We start from the raw sequence: 16,791 nt of genomic DNA, 5'->3' as shown, positions 1-16,791 counted from the left end.
CCCCGCAAGGTGATTAGTGGGAAATCCTCCAAATTGTTCCGTTGCCGTCCTCCGAGACGAGCAGTGCGCCGTCGCGCGCCACCGCAACGCCGACCGGACGGCCCCAGACCTCGGAGTCGTTGACGACGAAGCCGGTGACGAAATCCTCGTATTCGCCCGTCGGCACGCCGTCCTTCATCCGGATGCGGACGACCTTGTAGCCCGTGCGCTTCGACCTGTTCCAGGAGCCATGCTCGGCAGCGAAGGCGTCGCCGCGATAATCGGCGGGAAAGTTGTCGCCCTGGTAGAAGGCGAGGCCAAGCGAGGCCGAATGCGCCTGCAACAACACGTCGGGCACCGCGACCTTGTCCTTGAGGTCGCGGCGCGCGCCGGCATGGCGCGGGTCCTCATTGGCGCCGATGTAGAACCAGGGCCAGCCATAGAACCCGCTCTCCCGGACGCGGGTGACGTAGTCCGGCACCAGATTGTCGCCGAGGCCGTCGCGCTCGTTGGTGGAGCACCACACCGCGCCATTGGCCTGCTGCACCGCAAGGCCGACGCAGTTGCGGATGCCGGTCGCGAACAGCCGCTTGTCCTTGCCGCCGGGATCGAAGGACAGCACCGCCGCGCGATCAGTCTCATTGCCCCAGGCAGCGCCGACCGCATGCCGCGCGCTCCAGGCGGCAAGCCCGCCGGGCGGGCTGCCGAGGCCCTCGCCGTCATTGCCGGCCGAGCCGACCGAAACCAGCATTCGCTTGCCGTCGGCGGTGAAGGCGATGTCGCGGGTGGAGTGGCCGTAGCCGTGCGGCAGGTTGCCGACAACCGTCTGCGGAGGCCCCGATGCTTTCAGATCGCCGGAATGATAGGCGAACCGCACGACGCTGTCGGTGTTGGCGACGTAGACCCATTGCGGATTATCGCCACTGGGAAAGAAAGCGATGCCGAACGGCGCATGAAGGCCACCGGCAAACTTCTCATTGGCGACGAGCCTTGCCGAGCCCTCCGCCTGACGGAGCACGCGAATGCGCCCTGCGCGGGTCTCCGCCACGAAGATGTCGCCGTTGGGCGCGACGCGGATGATGCGCGGCCCGCTCAGGCCTTCAGCGAACAGGTCGGCCTTGAATCCCGGCGGCACCTGCGGCGTGGCGCCCTGGGGACGCGCCACCACCCGCGAGACATTGGCCGACGACGGTGTCGCGCCAGGCTTCGGCAAGTCGGCCGGCCTGATCAGTCTGATGGTGCCGGGCTTGTCGCCTCGCCAGTCGCCGAAGGCTTCGCTGCCCTGCAGGTGATCGGCGAGCGCCGCGCCCTGCCAGGTGATCAGCAGGGCTGTCAAAACCGCATATTTCATTGAACCTTCCCTGGCGGCCCCGAGTTGACGCCCGACCATAGGACAACGTCCCCTGCACCGAAATGCAGGGGGACATCACTTCGCCATTTCCGGAATGTGATCGGGCACGATCGGCGGCGGAAGCGGCGAGCCGCGCTCGCATCCTGGCGTTCGGTTCAGGTCCGCGTGGTCTGGTGCGTCGTCAACGAATTGGCGGTATGGACCTGCCTGATCGTGGTCGCCGTCGCAAACGCTACCGCAATGCCGAAGGCGACAATGAGCGCGATCAAGACGGATTTCGGGCGCATGACGCGACCTCCCATGTCTCTCCTCCACCCACTGGTCATATGGCGCGCGAGGCGGCCGGATTAAAGCCCCACAGGAAATCGGCACAGGCAAATCAGGTCCACGGCACCCCGGGGCATGCTGGCGACGAGGACGTTGGACGAAGACGTTCAGTGCCGGTCGGGCGCTTGGTCGGCATCCTGGTGGTCGCGCTGCGCTTCCTTCTCGGCCTTGCGCTCCTGCTCCCTGCCCTCGTCGACGAGCTCGCGATCGCCGATCATCTCGCCAACGACCTGCTTGGTTCGGCCCTGGGCCTTTTCGCGGAACTTGCTCATCACATCTTATCCGGCTTGCCCTCCTCATGGAGCGGCTTCACGGCCCGGTTCGACTCCGGCATCTTGTCGCGCCCCTGATCGCCAGTGGCGTCACTGCCGCCGGAGGTGGATGTGCCGCTGCCGCTGCGATTCGGCTTCATTGCGCTGCCCGTGGTTGGCGACGAGCCGGGTGTGGCGGAGCTCGCCGCCGGATCGCCGGTGGTTGAACCACGTCCGCTGGGGACGCCCGACTGCGCCCAGGTAAGGCCGCTCGCGAACACCGCGATGGCACAGACGATCGCAGACTTCATGGCAGTCTCCTTCAACGGCTAATCGTTAACGTCTCGGAAAATGGCGGGTTCCAATTCTCCGGAAAACGCGCCCGCGGTAGGCCAAAACGACGCGCGCAATGGAACCCGCGCGCCGCGGCGGCGTTGTTGCGCCTGTACCGAATCGAGCGGGTTCCATTTTTCGAGCATTGCGTTGTTTGCTTGCTTTGAGATTCTGCGGCGCTTCAAATGCGTCACCTGCTGCGCCGACTCAGGCGCGCATTACTGGGGGAATATATGAGCGATCTCGATCCCGGCCCGGCGACGCAAGACCCCCGCCCAGTTCCCCGACGAAAAAATGGTTCAGGCGATCCACCGGATTCACGGCAGGAGTTGCTGCACGCACTACAGGCGATGCGCTCCGGCGATTTCTCGGTGCGGATGAGCGGCGATCAGCTCGGCATCGATGGCAAGATCGCCGACACCTTCAACGAGATCATCGCGGCCAACGAGCGCATGGCGCAGCAGCTCGAGCGTGTCGGCCAGGTGGTCGGCCGCGAAGGCAAGACCCGCCAGCGTGTCCGCTTCGGACTCGCCTCCGGCTCATGGGCCGACATGGAGAACTCGGTCAACACCCTGATCGACGATTTGCTGTGGCCGACGCGCGAGGTGACGCGAGCGGTCGCCGCCGTGGCGCAGGGCGACCTCCTGCAAACCGTGAAGCTCGACGTCGACGGGCGGCCGCTCGGTGGCGAATTCCTGCAGTCGGCCAACATCGTCAACACCATGATCAAGCAGCTTTCGGTGTTCACCTCCGAGGTGACGCGCGTGGCGCGCGAGGTCGGCACCGAAGGCAAGCTCGGCGGACAGGCGCAAGTCCCGGAAGTGACCGGCGTGTGGAAGGACCTGACCGAAAGCGTCAACTCGATGGCCAACAACCTGACCGGCCAGGTGCGCAACATCGCCGAGGTGACGATCGCGGTCGCCAATGGCGACCTGTCGAAGAAGATCACGGTCGACGTGCGCGGCGAGATCCTGCAGCTCAAGGAAGCCATCAACACGATGGTGGACCAGCTGCGCTCCTTCGCCTCCGAAGTGACGCGCGTGGCGCGCGAGGTCGGCACCGAGGGCAAGCTCGGCGGCCAGGCGATCGTGCCCGGCGTCGCCGGCACCTGGAAGGACCTGACCGACTCCGTGAACGCGATGTGCGGCAACCTGACGGCGCAGGTCCGCAATATCGCCAACGTCACCACGGCGGTCGCCCGCGGCGACCTGTCGCGCAAGATCACCGTCGACGTGCGGGGCGAAATCCTCGAACTGAAGGACACCATCAATACGATGGTGGACCAGCTCAACTCGTTCGCGTCCGAAGTGACGCGCGTGGCGCGCGAGGTCGGCACCGAAGGCAAGCTCGGCGGCCAGGCGCAGGTGCCCGGCGTCGCCGGCACCTGGAAGGACCTGACCGACAGCGTCAACTTCATGGCGTCGAACCTCACCGCGCAGGTCCGCAACATCGCCGACGTCGCGACCGCGATCGCGGGCGGCGACCTGTCGAAGAAGATCACGGTCAACGTGTCGGGCGAAATCCTGCAGCTCAAGGAAACGCTCAACACCATGGTGGACCAGCTCAACGCGTTTGCCGGCGAGGTGACGCGCGTGGCGCGCGAGGTCGGCACCGAAGGCAAGCTCGGCGGACAAGCCAACGTGCTCGGCGTCGCCGGCACCTGGAAGGATCTGACCGAGAGCGTCAACTCGATGGCGAGCAACCTCACCGCGCAGGTCCGCAACATCGCGGAGGTGACGACCGCAGTCGCGGGTGGCGACCTGTCAAAGAAGATCACCGTGGACGTGCGCGGCGAAATCCTCGAGCTGAAGGACACCATCAACACGATGGTGGACCAGCTCAACGCGTTCGCCGGCGAAGTGACGCGCGTGGCGCGCGAGGTCGGCACCGAGGGCAAGCTCGGCGGCCAGGCATTGGTGCGCGGCGTCGCCGGTACCTGGAAGGACCTGACCGACAGCGTCAACTCGATGGCGAGCAACCTCACCGCGCAGGTCCGCAACATCGCCGAAGTCGCCACCGCGGTGGCCAAGGGCGACCTGTCGAAGAAGATCACGGTGAACGTGTCGGGCGAAATCCTGCAGCTCAAGGAAACGCTCAACACCATGGTCGACCAGCTCAACGCGTTCGCCGGCGAGGTGACGCGCGTGGCGCGCGAGGTCGGCACCGACGGCAAGCTCGGCGGACAAGCCGAGGTGCCCGGCGTCGCCGGTACCTGGAAGGATCTGACCGACAGCGTCAACTCGATGGCCGGCAACCTCACCGCGCAGGTCCGCAACATCGCCGAAGTCGCGACCGCGATCGCCAATGGCGACCTGTCGCGCAAGATCACCGTCGACGTGCGCGGCGAAATCCTGCAGCTCAAGGAAACGCTCAACACGATGGTCGACCAGCTCAACCGCTTCGCGGGCGAGGTGACGCGCGTGGCGCGCGAGGTCGGCACCGAAGGACGCCTCGGCGGCCAGGCCAACGTGCCCGGCGTCGCCGGCACCTGGAAGGACCTGACCGACAGCGTCAACTCGATGGCCGGCAACCTCACCGCGCAGGTGCGCAACATCGCCGAGGTGACGACGGCGGTCGCCCGCGGCGACCTGTCGCGCAAGATCACCGTCGACGTGAAGGGCGAAATCCTCGAGCTGAAGAACACCATCAACACCATGGTGGACCAGCTCAACGCCTTCGCCTCCGAAGTGACGCGCGTGGCGCGCGAGGTCGGCACCGAGGGCAAGCTCGGCGGCCAGGCCGAAGTGCCGGAGGTGGCCGGCACCTGGAAGGATCTGACCGACAACGTCAACTTCATGGCCTCGAACCTGACGGCGCAGGTCCGCAACATCGCCGAGGTCGCAACCGCCATCGCCGGCGGCGACCTCTCGAAGAAGATCACCGTCGACGTGCGCGGCGAAATCCTGCTGCTCAAGGACACCCTGAACACGATGGTGGAGCAGCTCCGCTCCTTCGCCGCCGAAGTGACGCGCGTGGCGCGCGAGGTCGGCACCGAGGGGCGGCTCGGCGGCCAGGCCGTGGTGCCCGGCGTCGGCGGCACCTGGAAGGACCTGACCGACAACGTCAACCTGCTCGCCGCCAACCTCACGACACAGGTCCGCAACATCGCCGAAGTCACGACCGCGGTCGCCCGCGGCGACCTGTCGCGCAAGATCACCGTCGACGTGAAGGGCGAAATTCTCGAGCTGAAGAACACCATCAACACCATGGTCGACCAGCTCAACGCGTTTGCCGGCGAAGTGACGCGCGTGGCGCGCGAGGTCGGCACCGAAGGCAAGCTCGGCGGACAGGCGCAGGTGCCCGGCGTCGCCGGCACCTGGAAGGACTTGACCGACACCGTCAACTTCATGGCCGCCAACCTGACCGAGCAGGTGCGCGGCATCGTCAAGGTGGTGACCGCGGTCGCCAACGGCGACCTGAAGCAGAGCCTCACCGTGAAGTCGAAGGGCGAGGTTGCTGCCCTTGCCGAGACCATCAACAACATGACCGCGACGCTCGCGACCTTCGCCGATCAGGTGTCCAGCGTGGCGCGCGAGGTCGGCGTCGAAGGACGGCTCGGCGGACAAGCCAACGTGCCCGGCGCGGCCGGCACCTGGAAGGACCTGACCGGCAACGTCAACCTGCTTGCCGCCAACCTGACCTCGCAGGTGCGCGCGATCGCGGAGGTGGCGACCGCGGTGACCAAGGGCGACCTCACCCGCTCCATCCAGGTCGATGCGCGCGGCGAAGTGGCGGAGCTGAAGGACAACATCAATACGATGATCACCAACCTTCGGCTCACCACCGACCTCAACACCGAGCAGGACTGGCTGAAGACCAACCTTGCCCGCTTCACCAACATGCTGCAGGGCCAGCGCGATCTCGCCACCGTCGGCCGGCTGCTGCTCTCCGAGCTGACGCCGCTGGTCAACGCCCATATGGGCGTGATCTACCAGGTCCTCGCCGAGGAGGACCCGCAGCTCAACCTGCTCGCGGCCTACGCCAGCGATGGCATCTATCCGCACCAGCAGATCGTGCAGTTCGGCGTCGGCCTGATCGGGCAATGCGCGATGGACAAGCGCCAGCGGCTGGTTTCCGACATCCCGTCGGACACCACGCCGGTCAATTCGGCCCTGATGCGCGTGATGCCACGGAATCTCGTGGTGCTGCCGGTGCTGTTCGAGAACCAGGTCAAGGCGGTGATCGAGCTTGCCTCCGTGAGCTCGTTCACGACCTCGCAGATGACGTTCCTCGAGCAGCTCACCGACTCCATCGGCATCGTGCTCAACTCGATCGAGGCCACGATGCAGACCGAGGGCCTCCTGAAGCAGTCGCAGCAGCTCGCCACCGAACTGCAAACCCAGCAGAAGGAGCTGCAGCAGACCAACGAGCAGCTCGAGCAGAAGGCCCAGCAGCTCGCCGAGCGCAATGTCGAGGTGGAGCGCAAGAACCAGGAAATCGAGCAGGCCCGCCGCGCGCTGGAGGAAAAGGCGACCGAGCTCGCCCTCACCTCCAAGTACAAGTCCGAGTTCCTGGCCAACATGTCGCACGAGCTGCGCACGCCGCTGAACAGCATCCTGATCCTGGGCCAGCAGCTCACCGAAAACCCGGACGGCAACCTGACGGCCAAGCAGGTCGAATTCGCGCGCACCATCCACGGCGCCGGCACCGACCTGCTCAACCTGATCAGCGACATCCTCGACCTTTCCAAGATCGAGTCCGGCACCGTCACCGTCGATGCCGAGGAGATCCTCACCACCAGCCTGCTCGACACCGTGGGCCGGCCGTTCCGCCACGAGGCCGAGAACCGGCAGCTCTCCTTCAACATCGAGCTTGATCCGAATCTCGCGCGCAGCATCGTCACCGACTCCAAGCGCCTGCAGCAGGTGCTGAAGAACCTGCTGTCGAACGCATTCAAGTTCACCGCCGAAGGCGGCGTGCGGCTACGGGTGTCCGGCGCGCTCGGCGGCTGGAGCGTCGATCATCCGCTGCTCAACAGCGCGCCCGCGGTGATCGCCTTCGAGGTGTCCGACACCGGTATCGGCATCCCGCCCGAGAAGCAGAAGCTGATCTTCGAGGCGTTCCAGCAGGCGGACGCCGGCACCAGCCGCAAATATGGCGGCACCGGCCTCGGCCTTGCCATCAGCCGCGAGCTCGCAAGCCTGCTCGGCGGCGAGATCCATCTGCGCAGCGCGCCCGGCAAGGGTTCGACCTTCACGCTTTACCTGCCGCTGAAATATTCCGGTCCCACGGTGGCGCCGCGCCTCAACGTGTCGCCGGCGCAATATGCCTCAGCCCCCGCGCTACAGGCGACGGCGCCGGAACGCGTCATCGAGCAACTGCCCGACGACCGGCTCAATCTGGAACCCGGCGACACCATCCTCCTGATCGTCGAGGACGACCCGCATTATGCGCGGGTGCTGATCGATCTGGCCCGCGACAAGGGCTTCAAGGTCCTGGTGGCAAGCCGCGGCGCGGAAGCGCTCGACCTCGCCAAGCAGTACCAGCCGGCGGCGGTCTCGCTCGACGTGTTCCTGCCCGACATGCTCGGCTGGACCGTGCTGAGCCAGCTCAAGCACAACCCGCTGACGCGCCATATCCCGGTGCAGATCATCACGCTCGACGAGGACCGCCAGCATGCGCTGGCGCGCGGCGCGTTCTCCTTCGTCAACAAGCCGACCACGACCGAGGGGGTCAGCGCTGCGCTGGCGCAGATCAAGGAATACGCCAAACCGCGGCGCAAGCGGCTCCTGATCGTGGAAGACAATGCGGCCGAACAGATGGGCATCCGCGAACTGCTCGACCATGACGACATCGAGATCGTTACCGCCGACACCGGCGCCGGCGCGCTGTCCGCGCTTCGTGGCCGGCCCTGCGACTGCGTGGTGCTCGACCTGCGGCTGCCGGACATGACCGGCTTCGAGGTACTCAACGAAATCCGCAACGACAACGAACTGTCCAATGTTCCGGTCGTCGTTTTCACCGGCCGGGAACTGTCCGCCGAGGAGGACGCGGAACTTCACACCATGGCGCGCAGCATCGTGGTCAAGGGAGTGGAATCGCCAGAGCGGCTGCTCGACGAAACATCACTGTTTCTGCACCGCGTGATCACGGAACTGCCGGCCGAGAAACAGCGGATGCTGGAGAAGCTCAACAGTTCCGACGAAGACCTCGTCGGCAGGACCGCGCTCCTGGTCGACGACGACGCCCGCAACATCTTCGCGCTCTCGAGCGTGCTGGAGCGGCGCGGTATGAAGGTGCTTACCGCGACCACCGGCAGCGAAGCGGTCACGCTGGTCAAATCGAACACCGAGATCGCGATCGTGCTGATGGACATCATGATGCCGCAGATGGACGGTTACCAGACCATCGGCGCGATCCGTCAGAACCCGGCGTTCGGTCGGCTACCGATCATCGCGCTCACCGCAAAGGCAATGAAGGGTGATCGGGAGAAATGTCTGGAAGCGGGCGCATCCGACTACTTGGCCAAGCCAGTCAATACCGAACAACTGCTTCTCGCCATTCGCATGTGGCTACATCGCTGACCGGTTGCCGCATGATGGAGCATGAAAAGGTAAATATCCTTCTGGTCGACGATCAGCCCGCGAAGCTGCTCGCCTATGAGGTGATCCTCAAGGAGCTCGGCGAGAACCTCGTGGTCGCCGCGTCTGGCCGCGAGGCGCTGGAAATCCTGCTGAAGAACGAGATCGCGATCATCCTGGTCGACGTCTGCATGCCGGAGCTCGATGGCTTCGAGCTCGCGGCCATGATCCGCGAACATCCGCGCTTTCAGAAAACCGCGATGATCTTCATCTCGGCGATTCAGGTCAGCGATATCGATCGGCTGCGCGGCTACGAAATGGGCGCCGTCGATTATGTGCCGGTTCCGGTCGTGCCCGAGGTGCTGCGGGCCAAGATCAAGGTGTTTGCCGAACTCTACCGCAAGACCCGTCAGCTCGAGCGCCTCAACACCGAGCTCGAGGATCGCGTTCGCGCGCGCACGGCCGAGCTCGAGCGTTCGACCGCGCAGCTCGTCGAGAGCGAGCAGCGCCGCAGCATGGCGATTGCCGCCGGCAAAATGGGGTCCTGGGACTGGGACTGGATCAACGGCGACTGGATGTGGGACGACGGGCAATACCGGATTTTTGGTGTCGACCCGGAAAAGTTCGAGGTCACCTCGGTGAACATCCAGGCGCTGCTGCACCCCGATGACGTCGAAGCGCTGCGCAAGGTGGTCGTCGAATTCACCAAGGGGGCGCGGTCCTACGAGGCGGAATTCCGCATCTGCAGGCCTGACGGCGAGGTGCGCTGGTGCGTCGGCACCGCGGCTGCGACCGTGGACAGGCAAAGCCGGGTCGTCCGCATCAGCGGCGTCACCATCGACATCACCGAACGCAAGCGCGCTGAAGAACGCCAGAGCCTGCTGACACGGGAAGTCGACCATCGCGCCAAGAACGCGCTGGCGCTGGCCCAGTCGATCGTCCGTCTCACCCGCGCCGACAACGTCAAGACCTACGTCGATGCGGTTGAAGGCCGCATCAGCGCGCTGGCGCGCGTGCACACCATCCTGTCGCTGTCGAGCTGGCAGGGCGCCGAGATCAGCCGGCTGGTCGATGAAGAGCTCGCACCCTATTCGCGCGCCGGCCAGATCAAGCTTTCCGGCATGGAGGTGCAGCTGCAGCCGGCGACTGCCCAGACGCTCGCGCTCGCCCTGCACGAGCTCGTCACCAATTCCGCGAAATATGGCGCGCTCTCGGCGCTGTCGGGCCAGCTCGCGATCAAATGGCAGGTCGACGACAACGTGCTGGCGGTGACCTGGGAGGAATCCGGCGGACCAGTGGTGCTGCCGCCGACGACGCGCGGATTTGGCACGCGCAGCCTGATCGCAAGCGTGGAAACCCAGCTCGGCGGACAGACCGCGTTCGATTGGCGCCCCGAGGGCCTGGTCTGCCGGCTCACGGTGCCGCTGGCGCGGCAGGCGCTGACGCCGTCGCAGGCCGCCGATGCCTCGGCGAGCCGCCTGCAGCGGGTATCCTGAGCGTCTCCGGCACGATCGACTATGCCGCGGGCTGCCTCACCAAGGCGATCGCCGCATCGACCGCATCACCCAGTCGCTCCACGATAGTATCGACCTGCGCCGCATTCACGATGAAGGGCGGCGCCAGCAACACGATGTCGCCGTTGACACCGTCGATGTTGCCGCCCATCGGATAGACCATCAGCCCGCGCGCCATCGCTTCGCGCTTGATCTGCGCGTGGAGCTTCGCCTGCGACGCGAATAGCCGCCTGGTGTCGCGATCGGCCACGAGCTCAATGCCGCGGAACAGCCCGCGCCCCCTGATGTCGCCGACATGATGGTGATTGGCGAAGCGCTCCTCCAGCCGCCGCTGCAGATGGCCGCCCATCGCCACCACGTTCTGCAGCAAATTGTCGCGCCGGATGACTTCCTGCACCGCAAGGCCCGCGGCCGCCGCCATCGGATGGCCGGTATAGGTATGACCATGTTGGAAGAAGCCCGAGCCCTTCGAGAAGGCCTCGAAGATCGCGCCTGAGAGCAGCACCGCGCCGACCGGCTGATAGCCGCCGCCGAGTCCCTTGGCGATGGTCATGAGGTCGGGCGCCACGCCGTCCTGCTCGCAGGCATGCAGCGTGCCGGTACGGCCCATGCCGCACATCACCTCGTCGAGGATCAAGAGCACGCCGTAGCGGTCGCAGATCGCGCGGATGCGCTTGAGATAGTCCCCCGCCGGCGGCACCGCGCCGAGCGTGGCGCCGACCACGGTCTCGGCGACGAAGGCGATGACCTGGTCGCCTCCGAGTTCGAGGATCTTGTCCTCCAGCGCCTGCGCCGCACGCGCGGCGTAATCCGCCTCGCTCTCGCCGGCCTCGCGCAACCGATAGGCGTAGCAGGGCTCGATATGGTGGGTCTCGAACAGCAGCGGCTGGAACTGGGCACGACGCCAGGCATTGCCGCCGGTCGCGAGCGCCCCCAACGTGTTGCCGTGATAGCTCTGACGGCGCGCGATGATGTGGCGGCGCTGGCTTTCGCCCTTCTCGACGAAATATTGCCGCGCCATCTTGATGGCCGCCTCGACCGCCTCCGACCCGCCGCTCACGAAATAGACGTGGTCGATTCCCTGCGGAGCATCCTCGACCAGGCGGTCGGCGAGCTTCTCGGCGACCTCGCTGGTGAAGAAGCCGGTATGCGCGTAGGCCAGCGCGTCAAGCTGCTTGTGCAGCGCCGCGATCACATCGGGGTGGCCGTGGCCAAGGCAGGAAACCGCAGCACCGCCCGAGGCGTCGATATAGCTCTTGCCGTTCTGGTCGAACAGCTCGATGCCCTTGCCGCCGACGGCAACCGGCATCACGGCATTGGCGACGCGATGGAGGATATGGGTCACGGCCGCTGCTCCCTCGGCTGGGCTTGTTCGCAAAGGATTTTGCGAGAGCTTCAGCCGATTGCGGCGGTGATGGCAAGGCTAAATGCGGTATAGCCGGGCCGCGGTATCGTGGAGGATTGCGGCCTGCTCGCGATCGCTGAACGTCGCGATGGTGCTGCGAAAGGTCCGGTATAGCGTCTTGTAGTCGGTCCACAGCTTTTCGATCGGGAAATTGCTGCCATAGCAGCAGCGATCGGCGCCGAAAATGGCGACCGTCTCTCCGATGACGAACTTCATCAGCTCCGCGCGGCATTCATGCACGAAGGTGCCGAGGCCGGAAAGCTTGACGTTGACGTTCGGACAATCCGCAAGCGCCCGCATCCCCTCGCGCCACAGCCTGACGCCGCTGGCCGAGGTATCCTCGAGCATCCCGGCATGTTCGAGCACGAAAACGATGTCCGGGTACGCACGCGCGAGCCTTGCGCCGTCGGCCATCTGACTGGTGAAGACCTGGATTTCGAACAACAGTCCGTGGTCAGCAAGCGCGGCCAGGCCGCGCCGCCAGGCGGCGTCGTTCATCACGTCAGGTCGCGGGGCGAAGCGATATTGCGCCTTCTCGTGCCAGTGCAGCTGCTGGCGGATGCCGCGCGTCGCCGGCAGTTTTGCCAGCCGCGCGATCAGCGCCGGCGCGTCCTCGTCCGCAAGATCCGCATGCGCAACATTGGCGTGCGGCCATCCGGTCGCATCGATCACCGACTGTACCCAGAGTGCCTCGTCATAGCTCTTGCCCGCAGGCCAGTTGGTCTGGACATAGACCGACTTGACGACGTCGCAACTCTTGATGTCGTCGCGGTATTCCTCAATCGGATAGTCGCGGCAGATCGGCGCATAGGGGCCGAAGATGCGCGGCACCTGCGGGCCCGAAAGCCAGGGCAGGTCGCCAAGCCGCCAGATGTGGTGATGGGCATCAATGGTCGGAACGGGCTTCATCGTCGTCGCTGCCCCTCACGCTTTCGCGGCCGCGTCCTTGCCGAAAAACTCCGCCGCAATGCTGTTGGTCTCGATGGCGGCGGGAATGCCGCAATACATCGCGACCAGCAACAGCACGTCCTGCACCTGCTCCCGCGTACAGCCGTTGGCAAGCGCGCCTCTGGCATGGACCCGGAACTCGGTGGTCCGGCCGCTCGCGGCCGTGATCGCGAGCATCACGAGGCTGCGCATGGCGTCGGAAAGGCCCTGCCGTTCCCAGACGTCGCCATAAACATAGGCATTGATGATATTCTGCAGCGGCGCGCCGAATTCGCCCGCGGCCGCCATCCGCTTCTCGACATCGGCGGCGCCGAACATCTTTTTGCGGCGCCGAAGACCGCGCGCATGCAAATCCGTGACGTCGACCATGACGGCCTCGCTTCCTCCGGGGGAGTTCAGTCCTCGATTTATACGGACAAATTTGTCACTATTCAATCCAGGAGCAGTCTCTCGGCTTGCGCTTCCTCAAACTTTGTCCGTATAAATTACAAAAATGCGGGAGACGTCCGATGACCCTGCCCCTGCGCCTGCTTGCCGGCCTGTGCGCGCTTGCGCTCGCGACGCCGAACGCCCGCGCCGCCGACGACTACCCGCAGCGGCAGATCCGGATCATCGTGCCGTTTCCGGCCGGCGCGGGTCCTGACAATGTTGCGCGCCTGATCGGACAGCATCTGCAGGATGCGTTCGGCCAGACCGTGCTGATCGAAAACCGCGCCGGCGCGCTCGGCAGCATCGGCGCGCTGGAGGTCGCCCGCAGCGCGCCGGACGGCTATACGCTCGTGATGGGCACCAACACCACCCATGCCAGCAACGTGGCGAGCCTGAAGAACCTGCCCTACGACCCGGTGAAGGATTTCGCGCCGATCATCCGGACCACCACCACGGCGATGGTGCTGCTGGTGAAGCCGAGCTTTCCGGCCAAGGACCTGCCGCAGTTTCTCGCCTACACCAAATCCCATCCGAACCTGACTGCGGGCTTCGGCTCCGGCGCGTCGCAGATCTCGGTCGCTCAACTGCAGTCGCGCGGCGGCGTGTCGCTGGTCGCGGCGTCCTATCGCGGCGTGCCGCAGGCGATGACCGACGTCATGGCCGGCGTGATCGACCTGACTTTCGGCGATTTTTCGGTGGCGATCCCGCAGATGCAGGGCGGCACGCTGCGCGGCATTGGCGTCACCTCGCCGAAGCGCAACGAGCTGCTGCCTGACCTTCCCGCGCTTGCCGAGGCGATGCCGGACTTCGAGGCGACGATCTGGTACGGACTGCTGGCGCCGGCCAACACGCCCGCCCCGATCGTCGACAAGATCTACGCGGAATGCGCGAAGTTCCTGGCGATGCCGGCAACCCGGGAGAAGCTCGCCAATGTCGGCGTCATCGTCTCTCCGCTGCCACCGGCCGAGTTCGGTGCCTTCATCCGCAGCGAGATCGTGCGCTGGACGGCGGCCATCAAGGACGCCGGAATCGAGCCGCAATAGCACGCGAGGACGAACCGTGGTCGCGCAACAGGACGAGCGCATCGGCATCGTCGGGCTTGGCCTGATGGGCATGGCGCTGGGCGCGCGCCTGATCGATGCGGGGGTCGCGCCGGTCGGTTTCGACATCGACCCCGCGCGCGGCGCGTCATTTGCCGCCGCCGGCGGGGTGCTGGCTGCGTCGGTGGCAGACACCGTGGCGCGATCCCGGATCGTGCTGATTGCGGTGTTCGACGCCGCGCAGGTGCAGGCGCTGCTCGCCGATCTCGCAAGGCCGGCGATGCCGACGCGCCCGGTCCTGATCTGCACCACGACCTGCGTGCCCCAGGAAATCGCCGCCATTGCGGGGCATGCCGCTCTGGCCGGCTTTCCGCTGGTGGAGATGCCACTATCGGGCACCAGTGCAGAAGTACGCCATGGTTCGGCGCTCGCGCTGATCACAGGCCCGCGCGAGGCGATCGCTGCCGCCCAAGACGTTCTCGAAATCATCTGTCCTGAACGCATTGCGCTACCCGCGATCGGCGACGCCGCCCGCCTCAAGCTTGCGATCAACCTGATTTTGCAAAGCAACCGCGCGGCGCTCGCCGAAGGCATTGCCTTTGCGGAAGCCATGGGCCTCAATGGCGAGGCTTTCCTTGCCGCCGTGCGGCGGTCTGCCGCCTATTCGCGGGTGATGGATATCAAGGCCGAGAAGATGCTGAAAGGGGATTTTGCTCCGCAATCCCGTATCGCCCAGACGCTGAAGGACGCCGAATTGATCCTGAAGGAAGCTGACAGCCATGATCTGCCGCTGCCGATGACGTCGACGCAAGCAGCACTGCTGCGCAAGGCGATCGCGCTGGCCGGCCCCGATGCGGACAGCGCCGCGATCATCGAGGCCGTCCGCGCCGGCCGTCGGCAATCCGAAAGGCCGTCATGATCAACGCCGCGATCATCGGGCTCGGACGCTGGGGTCGCAGCCTCATCGAGGCCGCGGGTACAGGGCGCATCAGGATCACGCGCGCGGTGGAGACCGATCTGGCGCGCGCACGCGACTTTTGCGCGCAGCATCGCCTCGATCTCACCGACGATTTCGAGGCCGTGCTCGCCGATGACGCGATCAAGGCCGTGCTGCTGGCGACGCCGCACTCGCTGCACCTGCCGCAGGTGATCGCCGCGGCCCGCGCCGGCAAGCAGGTGTTCTGTGAAAAGCCGCTGGCGCTGCGCCGCGACGATGCGCAGGCGATGTTCGCGACCTGCCGCAAGGCAAACGTCCTGCTTGCCGTCGGCCACAACCGCCGGTTCTGGCCTTCGATGGCCGCGTTGCGCGCGATCGTCGCGAGCGGCGAGCTCGGCGAGCTGCTCCATGTCGAGGGTCACAACAGCAACGAGAATTCCGAGAAGATCATGGAAGGCTGGCGGCTGTCGCCGGAGGAATCGCCCGGCGGCGGATTGACCGGCGCCGGCATGCACGTGCTCGAAGGCTTCGTCAGCATGCTCGGCCCCGTCAGCCGGGTCTATGGCCGCCTCTCCTCACACGAGGCCGGCCCCCCGCCGCGCGATTGCGCCATGCTTGCGATCGATTTCGCCAGCGGCGTCACCGGCACGCTCGCCACCGTGCGCGCAACACCTTTCTTCTGGCGCGTCCATGTGTTCGGCACCGCAGGATCGGCCGAGGTGCTGGACGACAGCACCATGGTGATGCGCCGCTCCGGCCGCCCGCCCGAAACGATCCGCTACACGGCGATCGACACGCTGGCCGCCGAGCTCGATGCCTTTGCGGACGCGATCGAAGGCACACGCCCCTTCCCCGTGCCGGAACACGAGGTGCTGGCGACGCTGGCCGCCTTCGAGGCCGCGCTCCGGTCGATGCAGAGCGGCCAGCCCGCGGATTGTCATGGCTGACAAACCGCGCAAGCAGAGGCCCTCGCGCTACCGCGACATCGCAGGCAAGCTGCAGAAGGAGGTCCGGCTCGGCCGTTACGGGGTCGGCGACCTGCTGCCGACCGAGACCGAGCTGATGGCGCAGCACGCAGCGAGCCGGCAAACCGTGCGCGAGGCGCTCCGCATCCTGATCGACCAGGGCCTGATCGTGCGGCGCGCCGGCCTCGGCTCGGTGGTGATCGCCGCGGAGCCGCCCGTCCTGTTCACCCACAGCGTCACCTCGCTCAACGAATGGCTGCGCTATTCGAACGAGACCTATCGCGAGGTCGTCGCTACCCGCGAGATCACTGCCGACCGCAAGCTCGCAGGCCTGCTGAAATGCGAGCCTGGCAAGCACTGGTTCCTGATCGAGGCTGTCCGCCGCGCCGACCAGTTTGCGGCGCCGCTTGGATGGGTCGAGATCTACGTGCTGCGCAAGTTCGCCGGCGTGGTGAAGCGCAGCGACCATGGCCGCGCGCCGGTGCACGAGCAGATCGCCAGGATGTTCGGCCAGACCACCGAATATGCCCAGATGGAGATTTTTGCGCGCGGCATGCCGGCGGGTATCGCGCGGGCGCTGAAGGTCAAGCCGGGATCGCCTGCGCTGACTGTGGTGCGCCGCTATTACGGCCTCAAGGAGGAGTTGTTCGAGGTCACCGTCACCACGCATCCCGAGGGACGCTACACCTATTCCATGGACATGCAGCGCTCGCTGCGGCCGCGCGCCTGATGCATCGCCCGTTGCTGGAGTCATGCGAACCGGACGACAAGTCATCCGAACCGGATGATCA

13 protein-coding genes are annotated in these 16,791 nt (G+C 66.0%); 6 read left to right on the top strand and 7 right to left on the bottom strand.

The window, feature by feature from the left end; translation table 11 throughout:
• Window positions 1–13 precede the first annotated feature (13 nt).
• From QOU61_RS12135 to QOU61_RS12120, 4 genes are all read right to left on the bottom strand, one after another.
• Window positions 14–1,330, bottom strand: coding sequence for a PQQ-dependent sugar dehydrogenase (locus tag QOU61_RS12135; RefSeq protein WP_289658625.1), 1,317 nt, complete (start codon window positions 1,328–1,330; stop codon window positions 14–16).
• 155 nt (window positions 1,331–1,485) lie between these two features.
• Window positions 1,486–1,617 carry a hypothetical protein gene (locus QOU61_RS12130; RefSeq protein ID WP_289658623.1) on the bottom strand — a complete coding sequence of 44 codons (132 nt, stop codon included), beginning with the start codon at window positions 1,615–1,617 and terminating at the stop codon, window positions 1,486–1,488.
• Window positions 1,618–1,764: 147 nt separating this feature from the next.
• Entirely contained in the window at window positions 1,765–1,929 is a 165-nt protein-coding gene (locus tag QOU61_RS12125; RefSeq protein ID WP_289658621.1) for a hypothetical protein, read from the bottom strand.
• A complete protein-coding gene (locus QOU61_RS12120) occupies window positions 1,929–2,219 on the bottom strand; it encodes a hypothetical protein (RefSeq protein WP_289658620.1) in 291 nt (96 codons plus the stop codon). The genes QOU61_RS12125 and QOU61_RS12120 overlap by 1 nt, the downstream gene beginning before the upstream one ends.
• Before the next feature lie 255 nt (window positions 2,220–2,474).
• Between QOU61_RS12120 and QOU61_RS12115 the strand changes: the two genes are divergently transcribed.
• Both QOU61_RS12115 and QOU61_RS12110 read left to right on the top strand, forming a co-directional pair.
• A complete protein-coding gene (locus QOU61_RS12115) occupies window positions 2,475–8,765 on the top strand; it encodes a HAMP domain-containing protein (protein ID WP_289658619.1) in 6,291 nt (2,096 codons plus the stop codon).
• A gap of 14 nt (window positions 8,766–8,779) precedes the next feature.
• Entirely contained in the window at window positions 8,780–10,258 is a 1,479-nt protein-coding gene (locus QOU61_RS12110) for a sensor histidine kinase (RefSeq protein WP_289661472.1), read from the top strand.
• A 19-nt stretch (window positions 10,259–10,277) separates the two neighbouring features.
• Here QOU61_RS12110 and QOU61_RS12105 read toward each other — a convergent pair whose 3' ends face one another.
• The 3 genes from QOU61_RS12105 to QOU61_RS12095 all read right to left on the bottom strand — a co-directional run bounded on the left by QOU61_RS12105 (window position 10,278) and on the right by QOU61_RS12095 (window position 12,998).
• Window positions 10,278–11,621, bottom strand: a complete 1,344-nt coding sequence (locus tag QOU61_RS12105; protein ID WP_289658618.1) for an aspartate aminotransferase family protein — start codon at window positions 11,619–11,621, stop codon at window positions 10,278–10,280.
• Window positions 11,622–11,699: 78 nt separating this feature from the next.
• Window positions 11,700–12,590, bottom strand: a complete 891-nt coding sequence (locus QOU61_RS12100; protein WP_289658617.1) for an amidohydrolase family protein — start codon at window positions 12,588–12,590, stop codon at window positions 11,700–11,702.
• Window positions 12,591–12,605: 15 nt separating this feature from the next.
• Entirely contained in the window at window positions 12,606–12,998 is a 393-nt protein-coding gene (locus QOU61_RS12095) for a carboxymuconolactone decarboxylase family protein (protein WP_289658615.1), read from the bottom strand.
• Between the two features lie 140 nt (window positions 12,999–13,138).
• Between QOU61_RS12095 and QOU61_RS12090 the strand changes: the two genes are divergently transcribed.
• Genes QOU61_RS12090 through QOU61_RS12075 form a run of 4 tightly spaced genes read left to right on the top strand, consistent with a single transcriptional unit; the run spans window position 13,139 to window position 16,730 of the window.
• Window positions 13,139–14,101 (top strand): Bug family tripartite tricarboxylate transporter substrate binding protein, encoded by a 963-nt coding sequence (locus tag QOU61_RS12090; protein ID WP_289658613.1) that lies wholly within the window; start codon window positions 13,139–13,141, stop codon window positions 14,099–14,101.
• Between the two features lie 16 nt (window positions 14,102–14,117).
• The gene (locus QOU61_RS12085) at window positions 14,118–15,017 is read left to right on the top strand and encodes an NAD(P)-dependent oxidoreductase (protein ID WP_289658611.1); all 900 of its coding nucleotides are present in this window, start codon (window positions 14,118–14,120) and stop codon (window positions 15,015–15,017) included.
• Complete coding sequence (locus QOU61_RS12080; protein WP_289658609.1) at window positions 15,014–15,982, top strand: Gfo/Idh/MocA family protein; 969 nt, start codon at window positions 15,014–15,016, stop codon at window positions 15,980–15,982. The genes QOU61_RS12085 and QOU61_RS12080 overlap by 4 nt, the downstream gene beginning before the upstream one ends.
• Window positions 15,975–16,730 (top strand): GntR family transcriptional regulator, encoded by a 756-nt coding sequence (locus QOU61_RS12075; RefSeq protein WP_289658607.1) that lies wholly within the window; start codon window positions 15,975–15,977, stop codon window positions 16,728–16,730. Before QOU61_RS12080 ends, QOU61_RS12075 begins: the two co-directional genes overlap by 8 nt.
• Window positions 16,731–16,791: the final 61 nt, after the last annotated feature.

Source organism: Bradyrhizobium sp. NP1 (genome assembly GCF_030378205.1).
Taxonomy (GTDB): domain Bacteria; phylum Pseudomonadota; class Alphaproteobacteria; order Rhizobiales; family Xanthobacteraceae; genus Bradyrhizobium.
Note: the sequence above shows the minus strand (reverse complement) of the source record. Positions and strands in the feature narration are given on the sequence as shown.